The organism is Aeromicrobium stalagmiti, from assembly GCF_013283745.1.
GTDB classification, from domain to species: Bacteria; Actinomycetota; Actinomycetes; order Propionibacteriales; family Nocardioidaceae; genus Aeromicrobium; species Aeromicrobium stalagmiti.
On sequence record NZ_JABSTZ010000008.1, the window covers coordinates 1 to 19,415 of the forward strand.

General features: G+C 64.3%; 23 protein-coding genes. 3 read left to right on the plus strand and 20 right to left on the minus strand.

Annotated features, from left to right (window positions below):
* Nucleotides 1-206: 206 nt before the first annotated feature.
* On the plus strand, nucleotides 207-797 hold the full coding sequence (locus HQK15_RS17970) for a Fic family protein (protein WP_437340259.1): 591 nt from the start codon (nucleotides 207-209) through the stop codon (nucleotides 795-797).
* 76 nt (nucleotides 798-873) lie between these two features.
* Complete coding sequence (locus HQK15_RS17975; RefSeq protein ID WP_173492891.1) at nucleotides 874-1,215, plus strand: hypothetical protein; 342 nt, start codon at nucleotides 874-876, stop codon at nucleotides 1,213-1,215.
* A gap of 263 nt (nucleotides 1,216-1,478) precedes the next feature.
* On the opposite strand, the gene HQK15_RS17980 is transcribed toward HQK15_RS17975, so the two are convergent.
* From HQK15_RS17980 to HQK15_RS18035, 12 genes are all read right to left on the minus strand, one after another.
* The gene (locus HQK15_RS17980; protein ID WP_173492892.1) at nucleotides 1,479-2,147 is read right to left on the minus strand and encodes a DUF4396 domain-containing protein; all 669 of its coding nucleotides are present in this window, start codon (nucleotides 2,145-2,147) and stop codon (nucleotides 1,479-1,481) included.
* Nucleotides 2,148-2,303: 156 nt separating this feature from the next.
* Nucleotides 2,304-2,744, minus strand: a complete 441-nt coding sequence (locus HQK15_RS17985; protein ID WP_173492893.1) for a hypothetical protein — start codon at nucleotides 2,742-2,744, stop codon at nucleotides 2,304-2,306.
* A gap of 193 nt (nucleotides 2,745-2,937) precedes the next feature.
* Nucleotides 2,938-3,792 carry an NAD(+) synthase gene (nadE, locus tag HQK15_RS17990; protein ID WP_367649246.1) on the minus strand — a complete coding sequence of 285 codons (855 nt, stop codon included), beginning with the start codon at nucleotides 3,790-3,792 and terminating at the stop codon, nucleotides 2,938-2,940.
* 385 nt (nucleotides 3,793-4,177) lie between these two features.
* Nucleotides 4,178-4,780 carry a hypothetical protein gene (locus HQK15_RS17995; protein ID WP_254451179.1) on the minus strand — a complete coding sequence of 201 codons (603 nt, stop codon included), beginning with the start codon at nucleotides 4,778-4,780 and terminating at the stop codon, nucleotides 4,178-4,180.
* The gene (locus tag HQK15_RS18000) at nucleotides 4,777-5,373 is read right to left on the minus strand and encodes a cadmium resistance transporter (RefSeq protein ID WP_173492895.1); all 597 of its coding nucleotides are present in this window, start codon (nucleotides 5,371-5,373) and stop codon (nucleotides 4,777-4,779) included. Before HQK15_RS18000 ends, HQK15_RS17995 begins: the two co-directional genes overlap by 4 nt.
* Nucleotides 5,370-5,879 carry a signal peptidase II gene (locus HQK15_RS18005; protein WP_173492896.1) on the minus strand — a complete coding sequence of 170 codons (510 nt, stop codon included), beginning with the start codon at nucleotides 5,877-5,879 and terminating at the stop codon, nucleotides 5,370-5,372. The genes HQK15_RS18000 and HQK15_RS18005 overlap by 4 nt, the downstream gene beginning before the upstream one ends.
* The gene (locus HQK15_RS18010) at nucleotides 5,876-7,846 is read right to left on the minus strand and encodes a heavy metal translocating P-type ATPase (RefSeq protein ID WP_173492897.1); all 1,971 of its coding nucleotides are present in this window, start codon (nucleotides 7,844-7,846) and stop codon (nucleotides 5,876-5,878) included. The genes HQK15_RS18005 and HQK15_RS18010 overlap by 4 nt, the downstream gene beginning before the upstream one ends.
* Entirely contained in the window at nucleotides 7,843-8,220 is a 378-nt protein-coding gene (locus HQK15_RS18015; protein ID WP_173492898.1) for an ArsR/SmtB family transcription factor, read from the minus strand. Before HQK15_RS18015 ends, HQK15_RS18010 begins: the two co-directional genes overlap by 4 nt.
* Nucleotides 8,221-8,472: 252 nt before the next feature.
* Entirely contained in the window at nucleotides 8,473-9,246 is a 774-nt protein-coding gene (locus tag HQK15_RS18020; RefSeq protein ID WP_367649247.1) for a DUF3152 domain-containing protein, read from the minus strand.
* A complete protein-coding gene (locus HQK15_RS18025; RefSeq protein WP_173492899.1) occupies nucleotides 9,228-9,995 on the minus strand; it encodes a beta propeller repeat protein in 768 nt (255 codons plus the stop codon). The genes HQK15_RS18020 and HQK15_RS18025 overlap by 19 nt, the downstream gene beginning before the upstream one ends.
* A 117-nt stretch (nucleotides 9,996-10,112) precedes the next feature.
* Entirely contained in the window at nucleotides 10,113-10,682 is a 570-nt protein-coding gene (locus HQK15_RS18030; protein ID WP_173492900.1) for a DUF305 domain-containing protein, read from the minus strand.
* 93 nt (nucleotides 10,683-10,775) lie between these two features.
* Nucleotides 10,776-11,231 (minus strand): hypothetical protein, encoded by a 456-nt coding sequence (locus HQK15_RS18035; protein ID WP_173492901.1) that lies wholly within the window; start codon nucleotides 11,229-11,231, stop codon nucleotides 10,776-10,778.
* A gap of 135 nt (nucleotides 11,232-11,366) precedes the next feature.
* Between HQK15_RS18035 and HQK15_RS18040 the strand changes: the two genes are divergently transcribed.
* Nucleotides 11,367-12,056, plus strand: a complete 690-nt coding sequence (locus HQK15_RS18040; protein WP_254451180.1) for a DUF4396 domain-containing protein — start codon at nucleotides 11,367-11,369, stop codon at nucleotides 12,054-12,056.
* 40 nt (nucleotides 12,057-12,096) lie between these two features.
* Here the strand turns inward: HQK15_RS18040 and HQK15_RS19210 are convergent, their stop codons facing one another.
* The 8 genes from HQK15_RS19210 to lnt form a co-directional block, all read right to left on the minus strand.
* The gene (locus HQK15_RS19210) at nucleotides 12,097-12,876 is read right to left on the minus strand and encodes a DUF3152 domain-containing protein (protein WP_173492902.1); all 780 of its coding nucleotides are present in this window, start codon (nucleotides 12,874-12,876) and stop codon (nucleotides 12,097-12,099) included.
* Nucleotides 12,877-13,093: 217 nt separating this feature from the next.
* Nucleotides 13,094-13,753 (minus strand): DsbA family protein, encoded by a 660-nt coding sequence (locus HQK15_RS18050; protein ID WP_173492903.1) that lies wholly within the window; start codon nucleotides 13,751-13,753, stop codon nucleotides 13,094-13,096.
* A gap of 45 nt (nucleotides 13,754-13,798) precedes the next feature.
* Nucleotides 13,799-14,413, minus strand: coding sequence for a copper resistance CopC family protein (locus tag HQK15_RS18055; RefSeq protein WP_173492904.1), 615 nt, complete (start codon nucleotides 14,411-14,413; stop codon nucleotides 13,799-13,801).
* Complete coding sequence (resB, locus tag HQK15_RS18060; RefSeq protein WP_173492905.1) at nucleotides 14,410-15,921, minus strand: cytochrome c biogenesis protein ResB; 1,512 nt, start codon at nucleotides 15,919-15,921, stop codon at nucleotides 14,410-14,412. Before resB ends, HQK15_RS18055 begins: the two co-directional genes overlap by 4 nt.
* Before the next feature lie 94 nt (nucleotides 15,922-16,015).
* On the minus strand, nucleotides 16,016-16,762 hold the full coding sequence (locus HQK15_RS18065) for a cytochrome c biogenesis CcdA family protein (RefSeq protein WP_173492906.1): 747 nt from the start codon (nucleotides 16,760-16,762) through the stop codon (nucleotides 16,016-16,018).
* Nucleotides 16,762-17,376 (minus strand): TlpA family protein disulfide reductase, encoded by a 615-nt coding sequence (locus tag HQK15_RS18070; RefSeq protein WP_173492907.1) that lies wholly within the window; start codon nucleotides 17,374-17,376, stop codon nucleotides 16,762-16,764. The genes HQK15_RS18065 and HQK15_RS18070 overlap by 1 nt, the downstream gene beginning before the upstream one ends.
* Nucleotides 17,377-17,434: 58 nt before the next feature.
* The gene (locus HQK15_RS18075; RefSeq protein ID WP_173492908.1) at nucleotides 17,435-17,854 is read right to left on the minus strand and encodes a hypothetical protein; all 420 of its coding nucleotides are present in this window, start codon (nucleotides 17,852-17,854) and stop codon (nucleotides 17,435-17,437) included.
* Nucleotides 17,851-19,404, minus strand: coding sequence for an apolipoprotein N-acyltransferase (lnt, locus tag HQK15_RS18080; RefSeq protein ID WP_173492909.1), 1,554 nt, complete (start codon nucleotides 19,402-19,404; stop codon nucleotides 17,851-17,853). Before lnt ends, HQK15_RS18075 begins: the two co-directional genes overlap by 4 nt.
* Between the last annotated feature and the right edge of the window lie 11 nt (nucleotides 19,405-19,415).

The window sequence follows — 19,415 nt, forward strand, 5'->3', positions numbered from 1 at the left end:
GCCTGACGCCGCGCGAGTATCTTGAGATCTGGGCAACGGGCGCCACTCCGGACGAATGGATCAGCCTCGCCGCCGACTTCCTCGAGCGCATCGGATCCGGATCGACCGAGGCTGACACGACGAGCATCTGACGTCACGCCACTTTCAGCTCATGGGAGCTTGCAGCATCACCGCAGGCAGCGAGCGCCCACGCGCAGTTCGAATCCATCCACCCCTTCACCGACGGAAACGGCCGGATCGGACGAGCACTGATCAACACCATCCTCCGCAGGCGCAGCACCACAACGAAAGTCGTCATACCCATCGCTTCGGCCATCGTGGCCCGGGCCCGTCGCTACTTCGACCTGTTCGGCGAGTATCGCGACGGTAGAGCTGCACCGATTGTCCTGGCCTTCGCGAACCCAAGCCGCATTGCCGCCCTTGAGTCCCTCACCACCGCACAACGCCTACGCGAGACTCCCGAAGACTGGCGCGCCCGCCTCGGACCAGTCCGCAGCCGCAGAGCCACCCATCAGCTGCTTGAACCGCCCCGGCGTGTCTGGAGGGCCTCCAGAAATACCGGGGCGGTTCAGCTCGAGACCACACCACTATCCAGGTCTTCTCCGCCGATGGCGCAACCAAGCTCATCGACGCACCCACCTCAGGCGGGTACACCTCGGATACAACGACTCGTCGACGCCGAGATTCTCATCCCTCTGACACAGAGCAAACGCAACCAGATCAGGGGCGCAGTCGACATCCTCGACGAGCTCGAAGACCTCAGCACCCGCATCGAGATCGCCGCACGACTCACATGAACCCGCACCGCGATGGGATTCGGTTGCGTATGGATGCATCTCGATGCAACCGCGGTCACGATACGACAACTCATCAGTGGCCATTGCGGCTATTCTCGGCCTTGTGAATGTCGAGTTGCTGGTGGTGCCAGACTGCCCCAATGGTTCGGCCGCCGCCGACCTACTGCGAGGGGCTTTAGACCATTCGGGGCTGAGCGATGTTGAGTTTGATATCACGACGGTGAGCAGTCAGGTCGAAGCGGACCGGCGTCACTTCACGGGTTCGCCGTCATTCTTCGTAAACGACAAGGACGCGTTCCCGAATCTCGGCGCAGCGCCTGCGGTGGCATGCCGTATCTATTGGCTCGAAGGACGGATGTCAGGCCTGCCGTCCCCCGACGAACTCGAGTCTGTCATCGCATCAGCAGTGAGTCACTGAGCGATGTCCAAGGGAGATGAGCCGAAAGACCCATTTCATTGCGACTGCTGCGGCCGCGAAAAACCTCGACGAACCCTGCACGCCATCGGCGTGCCACCGAGATACATCTGCCGCCGATGCGGGTTGTACGTCGCGACTCGGCTAACTCGCGATCTTCTCTGAGGTCTGGCAGGCGGCATCTGTACGCCCGTGACGTCCCCCTGGGTTCTCGTGCCTTGGGCGTGCGGGCCGGGCCCACACCCGCGGTGGGGGCCCGGCCGACGTCACGCCACAATGATCGCCGAGGCGGTGACCTTGTTCCTACGTGCCAGCGCTGCGGCGACGGGGTAGCCGGTGACCAGCCCCAGGACGATGCCGATCTGCATGAGGAACCAGAACGACCCCTCAGAGGCGGGCGGCATGTACTCGGTGAAGTGGAGCAGAAGCATCCATCCGGCCATCCCGATGTCGAAGGCGAGGACGGTCATCACCGCGGCTCCCGCCGCGGTGACGGCACTCAGTCCTGTAACTGAGGTCCGTTCGAACGTGAACAGCAGCACCATGGCCAGGGCGCCGATGACCAGCAGCATGACCCACAGGTCGATGCCGGCGATGGTCAGGCCGGAGGCCAGGACCAGCGGGACCCCAATGAGGTGGGCGACCGCGCTGGCGGCTCCCCCGGGCAAGCTGACGGTTGCTGAAGAAGCCGGCGTGTCCTGGGCGGACAGATTGTTGCGAGTGCGCGCCCTGCCGGCCGTGCCATACAGCCACAGCGCGACTGGGCCTAGGTAAAGCGCTGAGCACACCCACACAAGTTCAGCGGCGATGGTGCGGTGGCGGCGTCCGCGACCGTAGATGTCCGCCGCGATAAGTACAGCGCTGAGCACGGCGAGAGCGATGAAGCCCCACGCGATGGGTGTGAGCCAGTCGGGGACATTGTTTGTCATGTTCATGGGGTTCCTAATTTCGAGTCGGTTGATCGACGCTGGGCTGACCGTCTAACCGGTGTCTGTCGCAGCGTCGTAGCACGCGGAGGCGTGCAGGGTTACTGCCTCGAGGGCAGGGGTGTCTCGGAGGCGCGGCCCGCAAATTCGCGCCTAGGCCGCCTGTCAGCAGCGAATGACGGTAGTGCGTTGTCGAGGCGTCATAACCTCGATCGCTTCACGCACAGCGCCTAAGGGCGCAAGGGTGAGTCGTGGCCGATGCCCCAGCATTCGCACCGAAATCCCGCGACGCCACACAGCTAACGCTGCAGAGGAGACCAGCAGTGCCAGGCACATGATCATCAGGCCGCCGCAGTCAGGCATCGAGCCGCCGCCGTGACCCATCGGGTCATCCGCCGCCTCAATCGGTGCCATCGAAATCGCGTTGATCCCTGTTACTGGGTGAGGCTTCGCCGAGGACGCCATGGAATCGCTCATGTCATGCGCGCCGCTAGCAGCGGGGGCGCTCATGAGACTGTGCATCAGCACGATGCCCACAATCAGCGCAAGCGCCAACAACCACCCGTGGCTGGTGGTCGCTGTTCGGCGTGCTGGAGCGTTCGACATCTCCCTCATTCTACGCATCGGAGCATGTGACGGCCGGGTGAAGAAGGGCTGGGGTTGTGTGAGGATCTACCGGCCTGGGCCGGCTCGATTGCCTGATGGCAGTTCCGGTCGATCAGAGCCAATCGACCCGAGGAATTGCGAAGTGCAGATTGGACGCCCTGCCGAGGATCGGCTTGCGCGGCTTGGTCCAAGTTCACGGGACCGTTACCGGCAGCGCCCGCTTGTGTCGTGTCCGGCGATGCCATGCCACAACAACTTGAAAGACGCTGTCTGGCACTGGAGCTCCTTCTAGAAAGTCGTCGATGTCGTCGTAGGTGATGCCGAAAACCTCTTCATCCGGGAGACCGGCTCTCAGAGATTCCAGATCAGCGGTGGGGACCTTATTGACCAACTCGGCGGGGACCCCAAGAGTCGAGCCGACCGCACGAACCCGACGCTTGGTCAAACCGCTGAGTGGAACCAGATCGAATGCCCCGTCGCCGTACTTGGTGAAGAAGCCCATGGCAGCCTCAGCTGCGTGGTCCGTACCAACCACGAGCAGATTGCCCGAGCCGGCAATCGCGTACTGAATCACCATCCTTTGACGGGCCTTGATGTTTCCTAGCGCGAAGTCGGCAGCTGCCCCATGCTGGTGTTGCAGGCCTGCCGCAACCATCGAAGCTTGGAGCGCGTCGGTCCCCGGTTGGACGTCCACCGTTACCACTTCGTCGGCTTGGATGAATTTCAAAGCACTCGCGGCGTCAGCCTCATCGGTCTGAATGCGGTAAGGAAGACGGACCGCGATGAATCTCGATGGCTCACCCAGATCGCGGACTTGTTCCACCGCAAGTTGACACAGTCGTCCTGCGGTGGTGGAATCGATGCCCCCACTAATGCCAAGCACCAGTCCCTTGGCCCCGGTAGCCAAGAGCTGATCGGCAAGGAAGTTCACCCGCCGGTTCATTTCGATTTCCGGGTCAAACGAGCGGGCAACGCCGAGCTCGTTGACGATGAGCTCCCGAAGGTATTCGTCGGCGGGTTCGAGACCGTGAGCGCTGTGAGAAGTCACCCGATGCGCCTTTCCGCGGCAAATAGTTGGGGTCCGCCGCAACTCAGTTCCGGTGGATCAGAGCCTAATCTGCAGGCGGCGCGAAACGGCTTTCGCCGCCGTAGAACAATCTGCTCGGGAGAACGGTCTAATTTGGCTCGCGAGGACGCCTCCCTGTCTTCCACGCTCGCTTTACAGCCCAGAGCAGGCCACATGTTCCGATTAGCATGCCTCACGTCTGCAGGGGCCAACCCCTCCTGACCCCGGAGTGACTCCTTCGGCTAGTTCGATGTCTGCCGACGCAAATCTCGCCTCCTGGGATGGAAACCGCGCAACACTCCCTCCGTGCGCGTCGATGACACCGGATATGCCATTGGTTGAAGGAACGACGACGGCACGCCCAGTCTCAATGGCACGCAATCAGGAGATCTGCCACTGCTGCTCGGGTTGGGCGGTGCCTGTGAAGCTGGCGTTGCTCGTCGCGGGGGATGTCCCGCCCGAATCGAGGTACGAGTCCCCGCAAAGATTGGCGAACGGTACGTATTCTCCGAACAGCACCAATTTCCGCTTCGTGTAGCGCAAGGTTGGACCGCTTGAGGTCCACACGGTCCCGGCGTTGGAGGAGGTACTCGGTCGTCATCCACACTCCGGTGGCCCAGATCGGCCATCCAGGCAGCGCGATGACGAGTCGGACTGCGGCGATCGACACGGCTATCAGTGCGGCCTGCGCAACGGCAAGCGCCATTAGCGCGCCGGGACTGACGACGCGCATCCACCACAGCAACGGCACGGCTAATCCGAGTCCGTACAGCAGGCCCGCAGCCATAGAGGCGCGAAGCCTGCCTCCTTCGCGTGCCTGCGCCCGCAGGAGCGCGATCAGCATCGTCATGCCGGCGAGGGTTGCCACCGGCACAGAAGCCGGAGCAAACCCCAGCGACGTCAGAGCTCCGGAGAGGACTGGCCACAACCTCTGGCGAAGCGTCTCTAAATGCGCCGTCCGAAAGCTCATCCCATGACATGTTCAAGGGTGCCGGCACTGATCAAGATGTACAGGCCGAGGCCGATGAAGACTGCTGGAACAAGCCAGCCCTCGATCTTCTCCAATCCGTCCACCACGGTGTCGCGGGTCCCCACCAGACGACTGATGCCACACCAGAGCGCCACCATGATCAGGAAGACAACGATGGTCGTCGTTGCCTGCAGCATCGACATCGTCCGAAAGACCGGCGTGTAGATGGCGATGTTGTCGCCGCCGTTGGCGAAGGTGATCCCTGCAACACCAAGGATGCCTCCTGCATTGAGCACCGTTTGGTCTTCTCCCCCCTCGGAGGTGTTGCGAATGGTGCGGACGAGCGCCAGGACTCCGATCGCCATCGGAACGAGGCCCAGTAAACCGACCCAACTGTCGGAGACGATCGTCAAGCCCAAGGCGGCGACGGCGCTCAAGATGACCAGGACAATGAACCCGAGGTACTGGCCTGCGACGATCGACCATCCGCGGGCACCGCCTCGAGCGGACGCGCCGAACAGCACCGTCAGCACGACGATGTCGTCGAGATTGGTAGCTACGAACAGGCCGACCGCATTGACGACGGTGATCACGTTTTGGAGCTGCGTCCGCTGGTCTCCGCGTTCCGGTCTTCGCGGATCACGCCCAGCACTATCAACCCGGCGTCGACCGTAATCAGGACGTCGGGAAGATTGAACGTGGGATACCAGCCCGTGTGGAAGTAGTCAGTGACGCGGCCATCGGGGGCTCGGTCGACGACGTTCGACAGCGCCCCCGCAACAACGGCTGCAAACCCCACTAGCGCCACAAGAGGCAGTTCCTGGGCGCGGTGCCATGCGACCGTGAGCACGCCGAGCGTGATGGCGGCTGTCACCACGACGATCGCCGCCTTCGGCATCTGATCTCCCAGACCGAAGGCGACACCGAAGTTGAAGCCCAGCTGTAGGTCCAGCGGTCCAAGGTTCACGGTCCTGTCAGCCAGCTGACGATCTGCCGTGACTTTCGCGATCACGCACAGAGCAGTGAGGACCGCGGCCACGGTGATCAACAACTGGCGCCGCCCTGCTGTCGAGGGCACTGGGGAAGATGCCGATGTCATGGCGAGACGTCTGCGTAGCTGGGTGCCTCGCGGGCGGGTGTCGGTGCACTCGGGCCTGTTGGCGCCGAGACACGGCCAGCCCGTACTCCGTTGCCGATGACGACGATCTCGGCGAGCTCATGGACCAGGACTACTGCTGCGAGCCCAAGGATTCCGAACCCGGCCAACGGGATCAGGATGGTGATCAGACCAAGTGACAGCCCGACGTTCTGTAGCATGATTGCCCTTGCTCGGCGGGCGTGCGCCAGGCTCTGGGGAAGGTTGCGCAGGTCTTCGCCCATGAGCGCGACGTCGGCAGTCTCGACGGCCACGTCGCTGCCCATGGCACCCATTGCGATACCGACGTCGGCCGTCGCCAAGGCTGGCGCATCGTTTACGCCGTCGCCCACCATGGCTGTAGGCCACTGCTCGCGGAGTTTGCGGATGATGGCTGACTTGTCCTCGGGTCGGAGTTCGGCGTGCACGTCGCTGATGCCAGCGTCGGCGGCTAGCGCGTTAGCGGTTCGCTCGTTGTCGCCGGTGAGCATGGCGACCCGATAGCCGTCGGCGCGAAGCTGAGCAACCACCTCCGCGGCTTCGGGGCGCAGTTCGTCGCGGACGGCAATGGCGCCAATAACAACCCCGGCACGCTCGATGAGCACAGCAGTGGCGCCGGCCTCCTGCATGCGCGTCACTGGGTCTGCAAGACCTCCAGCCGGGATCCAGCCCGGGCGACCGAGCCGGGCTTGGCAGCCGTCGACGATTCCCGTGAGACCGGCACCGATGACCGCCTCGACGTCTTCAGCGTTGCTGTGTTCGGGGACGGCCGCGAGGATAGCGCGGGCCAACGGGTGTTCGCTGCGAGATTCCAAGGCCGCGGCGACATCGAGGACATGCTCTCGTGTGTGACCAGACGCGGTCGCGACCTCGACGACGGTCGGCTCGTTGCGGGTCAGAGTGCCTGTCTTGTCCAAGGCGATTGCACGGATTCGCCCCAAGCCCTCGAGGGCGGCACCGCCCTTCACCAAGACGCCGTTGCGGCTGGCGGATCCGATGGCGGCGACCACCGTGACCGGCACGGAGATGGCCAGTGCGCACGGGGACGCGGCGACCAGGACCACCAGCGCGCGTTCGATCCACGTCGCGGGATCGCCGAATACGCTGCCTGCTATTGCGATGAAAGCGGCCAGCACCATGATTCCGGGCACCAGCGGTTTGGCGATGCGGTCGGCGAGCCGCTGAGCGTCGCCCTTGCGAGATTGTTCGGCTTCGACGATGTTGACGATGCGGGCCAGCGAGTTGTCCTCAGCCGTGGTGGTGACGTCGATCTCGAGGATGCCCGACCCGTTGATCGAGCCGGCATAGACAGCATCTCCCACACCAGCTTCGACCGGGACGGACTCACCCGTCAGTGCAGAGACATCAAATGTGGTGCGGCCGCTGCGAACCACGCCATCGGTAGCGACCCGTTCACCCGGACGAACGAGAAGCACATCACCGAGAGCGAGATCGGCGGGGGCGACAGTGACCTGGCTGCCATGGCGCAGAACTGTTGCCTCAGGCGGAACGAGCGACAGCAAAGCGCGCAGACCACGCCGGGTGCGGGCTACCGCGTATTCCTCCAGGCCCTCGCTGATGGAGTACAGGAACGCCAACGTGGCTGCCTCGGCCACTTCGCCGAGAATGACCGCCCCGACGGCCGCGATCGTCATCAGGGTGCCAACGCCGATCTTCGCTTTTGCTAGTCGCCGAAGAGTGTTTGGCACGAACGTCCAAGCGCCGAACGCCAAAGCAGTGGCGTTCAGTGCGGTGACCACCGCGCTGGACATGTCAGCGAGGCCGGCTACGAAGCCCGCGAGAAGGAACAGGCCGCCCATTGCGGCGAATCTCAACTCTTTGATCTCCCACAGTTGCTCAGGCTCGTGCTCTTCTACTTCGCCGTTCTCGTTGCGCTTTTCGTCACTGCCGCAGCCGCAAGCGTCCGTCATGATGCCTCCTCCTCGCTTTCAGCCAAGGCCTTGGCAGCCGAGCCGTAGTTGGGGCAAAGCTCCACAGCGTCTCCGGTCAGAGCAAGCAGTTGCTCGGCCGCTCCCAGCAGGTCCATCAGCTCAGGGTGGGCGATCGAGTAGAACATCTGCCTACCTTCGGGGCGGCCCACGATGAGACCGCATTCGCGCAGGCAGGCCAGGTGGCCCGACACCGTGCCCTGGGCGAGCCCCAGCGTCTTCGTGAGTTCCACCACGCGCTGCTCGCCGTCCACGAGAGCGCGAACAATCGCTAGCCGATTGCGATCCGCGAGACTATGGAAGAGCGCAGCGCCGCGCTGCTGCGCCAGTTCGGAATTGCCCGTTGTCATTGCCATCCGCCGATGATAGCGACTCCTTAGATCTACGTCCATCGCAATGCTGGCGAACGCGTCCGAGCCAGTGGCGAAGGTGTCGGCGGCCACACAGCCGGTGACATCGCTTCGCACAGGCGGGTCAGGCACCACGCGGGACCATCCAGCAGATGAGGTGGCCGCAGGACGACAACGTCATCAGCAAAGCGAGCTGATCTGGCGTGGGTGGACGGCCGATGTCCTGTGGTCTCGGGTGCGCCTCTCCGTGCGTGTGGGTCATGGCCATGGGTTCGCCGTGCATCCGTCGAGGCCAAGGGTCTGCTGAAGCATGACCGGCGCTTTAGCACCGGGTGCGGGGCACGCCTGGTGGTTGAACCCGAGGGCGTGTCCGACTTCGTGGTTGATGACGTACTGGCGGTACTTGTCCAGGCTGTCGTAGGAGTCAACGCCTTGGACCCAGCGTTTGGCGTTGATGACCACGTCATTGCCGTTACGGCACGAAACCTCACCACGGGTGCGCAACGGTGCACACAGGCGGTCGGTGGTTGCCGGACTGGCCAGCACCACCCGTAGCGCCGCGTCGGGGGTGCGGCGGAACGATCGTGCGCCGGTGCCGGTCCAGCCGCGACGGTCACCCAGAGTGGCGTCGACGGTACGGGTGAACCGGCTCACTTTTAGCCCGAGCCCATCTTCGACCTGGACCCGGTACGACACGACGGTGCCGGTGCCGCCGCGGCGCTCGCCGGTGCTTTTGACCGTGGTGAAGCTTCCCATCCCGGTGCGGGGGACTGACGTCGGGTCGGGGACCGGCGATGGCCGGGTGAGCACAGGTGCTGGTGTCGTGGCGACAGGTGAGGGGGTGGTGAGGGTGGGCGCGACGGCTGCATCGATGTCGGGCGGTGGTGGTGGCGGGTTGCGGCCGGCGACCCCGGCAGCCACCAGCACTGTTGCGGCCGCGACAGCAGCGACGGTAACCGACAGACGCCGCATCGTCAGGACGCCCTCGGTTGCTCGATGCCGTCTTGCGTCCTTCACAGCAAGGCCTTCCACGTGGCCCCGTCGTCAGTGCTCCCGTAGATGCCGGTGGTGGTGGCGGCGAACCAGCCGCCGTCGGTGGCCGTCAGTGCTTGCGGTTGTCCGGGCAGCTCGCCGCGTCCCTCCCAGGACTGACCGTCCGCAGATACCCACACTAGCCCGGTTGGTGAGATGCCGGCCAGGGTGGTGGCGCCGTCGATGAACGCCAGAGGGGGTGCGCCGGCCACGCGTTCGGTTTGCGCGCCGATGATCTCCTGCAACGTGTAGTTGGAGCCGGTGACCAGGACGCTGGCGTCTGGGCCGATCGCCACGTCGATGGCCGGCAGCTTCGCCAGGGTGTTGAAAGTGCGCCCGGTGTCGGTGGACTCAACAACGGTCTGGGTGACCGAGTCGTAGGCCACGACCCTGGTGCCAGTGCTGTCGATGGCGTGCAGGTCGGCCTGTCCGGCCAGGCTGATCGGGTCGAGGGTTCGTCCGGCGTCACTGCTGGTGACCAGTCCCATCGGGTTGGTCGCCCCAGCGGTTGCGGGATGGCCGCTGGCTGCGAACTGGTCGGGGCCAGTCACCGTGAAGCCCATCAGGTCATGTGGTGCTTGCTCGACCCGTTCAGTCTTGCCCTCGTCGAGGGTGAACAGGCCGTCGTGGGTTGCGATCCAGAGGTTGCCGGTGGCCGGGTTGGGACCGAGGCCGTGGACGTGCCCGTATGCCAGAGCGGTCGGAACGTCTTTAGCTGGCTGTGAACAGGCAGCCAGCAAGGAAAGCATCAGAGTCAGCGCTGTTGCGCCGACCCGAGCGGGAAGGTGTGTGTGAGTCATGTCGTCGACCGTCTGGCCTACGCCGACCCCTGTTGTCAGGGGTCGGCGTAGGCCGGCGTTCGGCTCCTAGGAACCGAGCAGTCCCCGCATCGTGGAGATCTCGGCGGTCTGATCCGTGCGGATCGTGCCCGCGAGCGCCTTTGCGTCGACGTTCTTGCCATCGCTCTGCTCGGCCTTGGCCATCTGGATGGCACCCTCGTGATGCGCCACCATCATGGTCAAGAACATCTTGTCGAACGTCACGCCGGAAGACGCTTCGAGCTCGGCGAGCTGGTCGTCGGTCATCATCCCGGGCATCGTGCTGGAGTCGCCGCCCATGCTCGAGTGGTCCATCCCTCCCATGTCGTCGCCTTCGGCAGGGACGTCCTTGCCCCACGTCTTCAACCAACCGGTCATCGTGTCGATCTCCGGGCCCTGGGCGGCCTCGATGTCCGCGGCGAGTTCCAGAACTGCAGCGGTGTCGGTGCGGGTCTTGGCAAGGGATGCCATCTCGGTGGCCTGGCGGTGGTGCGGGATCATGTCCTGGGCGAACGAGACGTCCGCCTTGTTGAAGTCGGCACTGGCCGACGAGTCGTCATTGTTGGAGCAAGCGGTCAGGGCTGCTGCCGCTACGGCGACGAGGGTCGCCACCTTCATTCGGGTACGCACGATCTGTTCTCCTTGGGTCTGCTTGACAGGGGTAGCTTGAGCGACGCGAACCCCGCAAAGGGGTTGCGTCGGGACTGCCTGTCAGCAGCGGATGACGGTCGTGCGTTGTCGTGCCGTCATGGCTTCGAACGCATTACGCAGCGTTCCCAGCCGCACCGATGTCGGCGGCGGACGCTGCCACAGCACCCATCGGAACACCCCGCGAGGCCACCCGATGAGCGCGACGAAGGAAACCAGCAGCGCCAGGCACATCGCCATCAGGCCGCTGCAGTCAGCCATCCCGCCTTCGGCGCCCTCACCCATCGGATCGCCACCGTCCGAACTGGCCGCCACGGTCGCCTGCGCCGAGTCAGCATGATGCGCTGGCATCGTCGTCGAAGCGGCCATCTGGGCGTGTGCCTCGTGCTCGCCACCGGAGACAGGCTCGAGCAGAAGGTTGTGCATCAGCACGATTCCCAGAACCAGCGCAGGCGCCAGCAGCGCCATCAGCCACCGAGGGCCGACGGACGCTTCTGAGCGTGCCGTTGGGTTAGACATCAGCCTCATTCTACGGACCTATGCTTCAGGTGGCAGGACCCAACTCCTATCCATCACCGTGACGCCGTGCGCGTCTACCTCAGAACTATACCCCCCAGGGGTATAGTTCTGAGGTAGATAGTCCAGGAGGACAAGATGGATCAGCACGACAGTCTCGAGCACGACAATCTGCGCGCCGGTCACGGTGGCGCGGGTCACGGCGGACAAAATGATGGGCTGAACTCGATGGCAGCCAGCGCGACGCTGCACTGCCTGACCGGGTGTGCCATTGGCGAGATCCTGGGCCTCATGATCGGGACCGCCGCCGGCCTGTCCAACGGCGTCACGATCGTGATCTCGGTAGCGCTCGCATTCGTATTCGGCTTTTCCCTCTCGTCGCTGCCGTTGGTGAAGGCTGGCCTGGGGGTGGGTGCTGCGCTAAGCGTGGTGCTGGCCGCCGACACGCTGTCGATCGCGACTATGGAAGCCGTGGACAACCTGGTGATGGCAGTCATTCCAGGCGCCATGGACGCTGGGTTGGTCAACGTCTTGTTCTGGGTGGGGATGATGATCGCCCTCACGGTGGCGTTCTTCGCCGCCTATCCGGTCAACCGGGTCCTGCTCCAGCGCGGAAAGGGCCACGCGCTGACGCACGAGTATCACGGAGCGCCGGCTGCGACCACAGGCGTGCGGCGCTTCATCCCGTCCATTCCGACACACGCGTTGGTAGCGGTCATCGTCGCGTTCATCCTGGGCGGAGTCGTCGTGTCAGCCGCTGACGATCTCGCGATTAACAGCAGCAACCACGCCGCAAACCAACATGCTTCGGAGATCGGGACGCTCTGAACATTGCAGAGGCACAATGCGGTTTTGCAGCGATACGTGACTAGCTAGCAGGCCAAGGGTTGGCCGAGCAGCCGTCCAATCCCAATGTTTGTTGGAGCATCACGGGTGCAGGGGCTCCAGGGGCAGGGCAGCGCAGGTGCTGAAGGCCTAGTGCGTGCCCGATCTCGTGGTTGACGACGTAGCGGCGGTACGCACCTAGGTCGTCGTAAAACTCAACGCCCATAACCCACCGCTTCGCATTGATCACGACGTTGTTCCCATTGCGACATGAGACCTCGCCTCGCGTGTTCAACGGGGCGCACAGCCGATCGGTCGTCGCCGGGCTGGCCAGCACGACCCGCAAAGGTGCATCCGCGGTGCGTAGAAACGAGTACTGACCGTCGGCAGTCCAGCCCCGCCGGTCACCTAGGGTGCTCTCGACTGCTCGGGTAAAGCGCCCGACCTGCAGTCCGAGACCGTTCTCGACCTCGACCCGGTACTGCACCAGCGTGCCGCTGTCTCCGGCACGCTTTCCCCCATCGCCTGCGTCCTTGAAGGTTCCGGCGCCCTCCTCGGGGACGCTGCTCGGGTCCTTCGACGGTGATTTCGTCGCTGGTTGAACGGTAGGAAGGGGCGACGGCGAGGCAGTCGCGGGAGCAGACGATGCTGGGGGAACTGCAGTCGCCCCGTCTCGGTCTTGTTCGGCCGGGTCAGCCCCGAGCACGTACGCGGCTCCGGCGGCGACCATCACGGCCGACGCGATGAGGGTTGATGTGAGAACGGCCATCACCTGAAGTCGCCGCCGGCGGGATGGTGCGCGGTGTCGTCCGATGTCGGTCATCGCACTACGTCCCAGGCTCTGCTGTCGTCATCGCTCTTCCACAACCATTCGGTCGTGGGCGCGCGCCAGCGGTCAGCGGTAACGCTGATCGCTCGTGCTGTTCCAGGAACGTCACCGCGCCCAGAGCAAGCCACGCCATCGGTGGATGCATGTACCGGCCCTCCGGGCGCCAAATCAGGCGGGGTGCTGTCATCGTCGATGAACATGGAGGGTGTGCCTATGAAGCTAGAGCGTCGTCAATTGCCCTGGTGAAGTCCTGGACAGTCTCAGGAACCAGAGGTTCACCGTTGAGAAAGAACGACGGCGTTCCCGAGACACCAAGCTTCGTACCGTCGTCGATGTCCTTTTGGACTCGCGCCGCCACGTCAGGGCTGGACACGTCAGCGTCAAACTGTGCCATGTCGAGTCCGAGCTCTTCGGCGTACGTGCGGAACAGATCAGCTTTGGAGTCCTGGCTCTCGCCCCATTCGGCCTGCGTGTCGTACATGCGCCGGTACATGTCCTCGAGCTTGCCCTGGCGTGCTGCGGATTCAACGGCGTACGCGGCGTTCTTGGCATTGGTGTGACTTGGGATCGGGAAGTAGCGGATCACGAACGTCACACGACCCTCGTATTGCTCACGCAAATCCTCGATCACCGGGTAGGCAGCTCCGCACGCCTCGCACTCGAAGTCGAGGAACTCGACCAGCGTGACCTTGCCGTCTTCTACGGTGTCCAGGCGATGGCTGTCCTCCCTGACCGTGATCGCGGTCCGTTCATCGGCTGCGACAGGTTCGGGCTCGTTGTTCTTCTGGGTGATAACGACAGCAGCAATAATCGCTGCCGAGACGACCGTCGCCAACACGGTGATCTTCGTTTGGAAGGTGGTGCGCATCATGGTGTGTCCTCTGCTTTCGGTCATGGGTCTGGGGATGAAGGAGGGCTAGTCCTGGTCTGACGGGTCCGAGGTGTTGCGTCCGCCGCGGATGAATAGGGTTGCTCCTGCGATCACGAGGATGGCCAAGACTCCGACAGCTATGACGATTTCTAGCGTGCGCGAGTCGTCACCGTTGTCGGCCGAGGTTGTGTCGAGGTCCTCATCAGACGGCGTCGGCGATGGGGCGGTATCCGGGAGCACGTCGTCAGGCGAAGTCGAAGTGGCCGGCGGCGCAGCCGCTGTAGGGGTCGGTGGGGTCGGCGCCTCAATCGCGAAATTGATAGTCCCCGTGACGGAGTGGCCGTCGGCCGACACGACGCGGTAGGACATCGTGTACTTCCCGGGCGCGGGCTGATCGAGGATCTGGCTGCTGGCTGTCTTGTCGGCGACGGTGACCGTCTTGCTATTGACGCGAGTGCCGCTCTCGTCGAGGACGGCGATCTGGGCAGGATCTCGAACTGGTTCGTTGAGTGAGATGGTGACCTGGTCCGGCAATGCGGTGAGGGTCGCGCCATCTTTCGGATTCGAGTCGGCGAGAGCAGCGTGCGCTGATGCCGCGGATGGGGTGACGGCGATCGCCAGGGTGGTCACCGCCGCGGCTATGAGAGTGCGCAGTTTCATGGGTTCTCCTTGTTGAGGGGGTTGGAGTCTGGGGTCGGCGAAAGAGGAGCCAGCCGCGTGCGCAGACGGCCGGTGAAGTCGTCCAGGTCGGCAGGAAGATCGCCACGCGAGACTCGGTCAAGGAGACCGATCTCGACGGTCGTGCGGTTGCCAGCCAGGCGCGCCCGGACCCAGATGCGTCGCGGTTTGATCGACAGCGACAGCATCAGGCCGACGAGCCCGATGGATATGCCGATGAGTGGAAGTTGAACGTAAGGGGCGGAGCCGATCTGGAACCTGGCGAACTGCTTCAGCGCAACGAACTCGATCGTTCCGCCATCTGGCAGCGTTGCCTGGGTCCCAGGAGCGAGGGTGATCCGCAAAGGTTTGTCGCCGGACATGTATTGGCGCATGTTGGTCTTGTCGAAGGTGTAGACCGACTGCGGCGTGCCGTCGTCCAGTCCGAGATCTCCCCGCCAGACCTGCAGCCCGATGACAGGGTTGGCCGCGGCGGGGAACGCAGACACTGACACGTCTTTCGAACCCACGGTGACGGCAGTCGGGAGGAAGAAGCCTTGGAAGCCGAGCTGTTCGGGGGTGGCGGTGCTCACTTTGACGACACCATTGGACGTGTAGGTCGCATCGACCGGCAGGAATGGGACAGCTTCGTCAAACAGCACGTCGCCGTTAGGTGCTGTGACGCGAATGACGGGAGCGTATCCATGCCCGACGAGGAACACAGACGTGTCGCCGATCGACAGGGGGTTGTTCACCGTGATGTCAAAGGGCTTCTCGGCGGTGTCGGTCGAGTTGGCATAGGTCCCCTTGGCGCGGAACATGCGAGGCGCGCCTCTTTGTGGACCGTCCAGCTGGAAGGAGGCGGTGAAGTCGTCCAGGGTCAGTGAGAAGGGGACGAGGTCGTCGGTGGTGAACAGCGATCCGGAGTCGAACTCGTCGAACTGCGTCAAGGTGTTGGAGAAGGTGTCACCCTCGGTGACGATGGCTGCCCCACGAGATCCGAGCAGGGCGCCGCCGGCCACGCCGATCATGACGACCACGACGCTGACGTGAAAGGCCAAGTTGCCGGCCTCGCGGAGGTATCCCGTCTCCGCGCTGAGCTCGCCCAGCGCGTCGTCCTGGACAATGTCGATCCGTGCCCGTGGGACTGCCTGACGTGCGGCGGTCATCACCTCACTGACGGGGACAGTGGTGTCGAAGGTTTCGTACGCCGGCAAGCGGCTCATCCGGGCCGGGACCTTGGGTGGCCGTGACCGCAGAGCGCGGACGTAGATTGTGGTGCGTGGAAGGATGCAGCCGACCAGCGACACCATCAACAGCAGGTAGATCGCGCTGAACCATGGGGAGCTGTAGGCCTCGAAGAATCCCAGCTTGTCCAGGACGGGCGCGCTCTTCGGGTGCTGGAGCTGGTAGGTCTCGACGGCTCGGGCGTCGACGCCTCGTTGGGGGAGGAGGGAACCGGGGATGGCGGCGAGCGCCAGTGCCAGCAGCAGCATGAGCGCGGTTCGCATGGAGGTCAGTTGACGCCAGATCCAGCGGACAAATGCGCGGCGACCAAGGGGTGCGGGCTTTGGGGGTGACGCGTCCCCTGTGGGCCCGCCCGGATCAGATCGGCGCCACATAGTTCAGTGCGTAGCGCTGGAGCTCGGTGATCATCTGCTGCCACAGGCCCGTCAGCAGGAGGACACCGACGATGATCATGAGGATGCCGCCGAAGCGGGACACGAAGAGGTGGTTGCGACGTACCCAGCCGAGTGTGCCGAGCATGCGCCGGTACCCAACGGCCACGGCGATAAATGGGAGTCCCAGGCCGAGGCAGTAGAACAGGGTCAGCAGGGAACCTCGGGCGGCGTCCGCGCTGTTGGTCGCTAGGGTCAGCACGGCGGCGAGGGTCGGACCGAGGCACGGTGTCCAGCCGACGCCGAACATGACTCCAAGCAGGGGCGCTGCGGCCACGCCGACCTTGGGGATGGCGTGGACGCGGACGTCTCGCTGGGCGAACGGGATGTAGCCCATGAACACGAAGCCCATGGCGATCGTGAGCAGCCCGAGGACGATGTTGATCTGGGTCTGGTACTCGATGAGCTTGAATCCGATGGCTCCGAACAAGGCTCCGTACGAGATGAACACCGCACTGAAACCCAGCACGAACAGCGTCGCCCCGGCCAGCACGCGACCCCGCCGCTCAGCCTGCAGGTCAGCGCCTGAGAGACCGCTGACGTAGGACATGTAGCCCGGCAGCAGCGGGACCAGGCAGGGTGAGAAGAACGACACAAGCCCGGCAATGATCGCGATGGGAACGGCAATCAGCAGGGAGCCGCCCGCGGCGTTGACCGCGAACCAGTCGCCCATCAGGGCTCCTGAACGATCTCAGTGACGAGGCTGGTCAGCGTCGCCTCCGTGGCCACATCCAACAACCTCGTCGCCACCCGACCTTGTTTATCGATGACGTAGGTCGTGGGGACGGCGACGGCCGGCAACGAAGAGGCGAACCCAAGCAGCAGTTTGCCCCCCGAATCGCTGATGCTCGGGTACGGGACCTGCTTGGCGTCGGTGTACGCCTTGGATGTTGCGGCACTCTCTCGAACCGCGATACCGAGGAACTCGACGCCCTGCGGCCTCAGGTTGGTCGACACCTTGCTCAGTACTGGTTGTTCCTTGCGGCATGGCGGGCACCACGATCCCCACACGTTGACCACGACGACTTTGCCTTTCATGGCTGCCAGCGAGATCGGGTTGCCGTCGAGGTCATCTCCGGCCAGGTCAGGAGCAGGCTTTCTTTGGTCCGGCTCAATGCGAGTGATCGCAGCGCCCGCATCGGCTTGAGCGGTGCCAGGCTTTGCTTCGGGCGAGCCGCACGCGGCAAGCGTCAGCAGAGCTGCCACACAGGTGCCCGCCGTCAGGATTCGAGCCTTTCGATTGGGCGCGAAGGCGCGGCGAGGTGAGCGGGAGGGTGAGTCGGGCATGGCTGTCCTTGGAACGATGGCTGAAACGCGACGGACCGGTCGACCGGTGCGAGGCAGGTCAGCAGATCAGGACAGCGGGGCGCTTCCTTGAGAACAGCTCGACGGCATGTTGCACAGCAATCCCATCGATGCGTCGCAGCCCGGCAGGAATCTGGAAAAGAACTCCCGTGCGGCGACGGTCACGGATCATGAGCATTGCGCCGATGCCTACCACTGCGATCAGACAGGCCACGAGCAGCGCGCAGCATCCGGCGGACTCGCCCTCAACGACTTCGTCGAGCACCGCTACGACTGCTGTTCCGGCGGAGGCAGCGACGCCCTCGGCTGAGACCGCGTCGACACCGACTGCGGGCCCGTCAGTCGATGACGACCACGCTGCGTGGCACATGGCCAGCAGTCCAATCGCTAGCGCCAACCCGAGCACGGCACGCAACGGGTGGCGCTCGGAGCGATGTGGCCTGGTCATGGTGAGGATCATGTTATCCGGCCCCTCCACGTCTTCCGTGCAGCCAGTAGCAGTCCCGCCCCTCCGAGGAGGATGATTCCGAGCTGCAGATTCGCTCCCCACCGAACGCCTGGCGTGATCCCGTCGGCTAGCTCGATCTTGGCCGACACGAACGTCGACACCCGCGTCGGTGCACGTTCGACGACATTGCCCGAAGCATCGATGATGCCTGATATGCCGTTTGTCGATGGGACGACGACGCTTCGCCCCGTTTCGATAGCGCGCAGCCGTGAGATCTGCCACTGCTGTTCGGGTTGCGACGTCCCGGTGAAGCTGGCGTTGCTCGTCTGGACGACCAGCATTTGGGCACCGCGGCGGACAGTGTCGGCGACGATGGCGTCGTGCGCGACGTCCCAGCAGATGGCGTCACCGACGGTCACCCCGGCGATGTGGATGGGGCCCTGCTCGGGTCCGGGCAGCATGTCGCGGGGAATCTCGCGACCGAACCGCGGCACCAGACCCTCGAGGACGTCGCGGAATGGGACGTACTCGCCGAAGGGCACCAGCTTCCGTTTGGTGTAGCGGTCGGCCGGCCCGTTCTCGGTCCAGACGATGCCGGTGTTGGTGGCGGTCTCCGCGGCAGGGCCGTCGAGAATTGCGCCGATCAGGATAGGAGCGTTCAGGGAACGCGTGAGGTCGGTCAGCTGGCTTGCCGCGGAGGGGTCGTTCAGCGGATCGAAGTCCAGACTGTTCTCTGGCCACAGCACCATATCCGGCTGAGGCACGTCGCCGGCGTTGACGGCGGCCACGAGGTCGCGGGTCGCGGCGACGTGCTTGGCGAAGATCTCCCGACTGGGCCAAGAAGCGAAAAGTACCGGAACATCGCCCTGGACGACGGCGACAGAGGTCGAGCCGACGGGACTGGCCGCGCCAGTTGGCAGGACGACGCCGAGGCCAATTGCCACGCCCGCTCCCAACAGCACTGCGGCAAACTCGCTTGCACGCGGTTTCGAGACCAGATGGGCCAGGCCTGCCGCGAGCAGAAACACCAGAGTGCTGGTCGCCGCCATGCCGATGACCCGCACCCACGCTTCGACCGGCGACCCAAGAGTGGCGTGAGCGAGTCGCCCCCAGGGAAATCCCCCAAACGGAAATGCCCCGCGGAGATACTCGCTCATCGTCCATACGGCGGCCGACCACACCGGCCATCCGGGCAGTGCGATCACGACTCGAATCGCCAGGACCGACGCCGCCGTGAGGACTGCTTGAGCGATCGCGAGGGCTATGTACGCCCCTGGACTGACAACGCGCATCCACCACAAGAGGACCGCCGTGAAGCCGAATCCGAACGCGAGCGCAACGACAAGCGCTGAGCGAATACCCCGTCCACTGGTTACCTCGTGTCGAAGCACCACGATCAGCAACGACATACCGAGTAACGTCGCGATCGGCACCGCGAATGGCGCGAAGCCCAGCGAGACAACGACCCCCGCGATCCCAGCAGCAAGCCACACCCAGCGGGGGTCCCACTGGGCACCCCGGTCGCTGCGCGGCAGCGACGGCACCAGGCGCGACAAGAGCATGGCGGAATCAT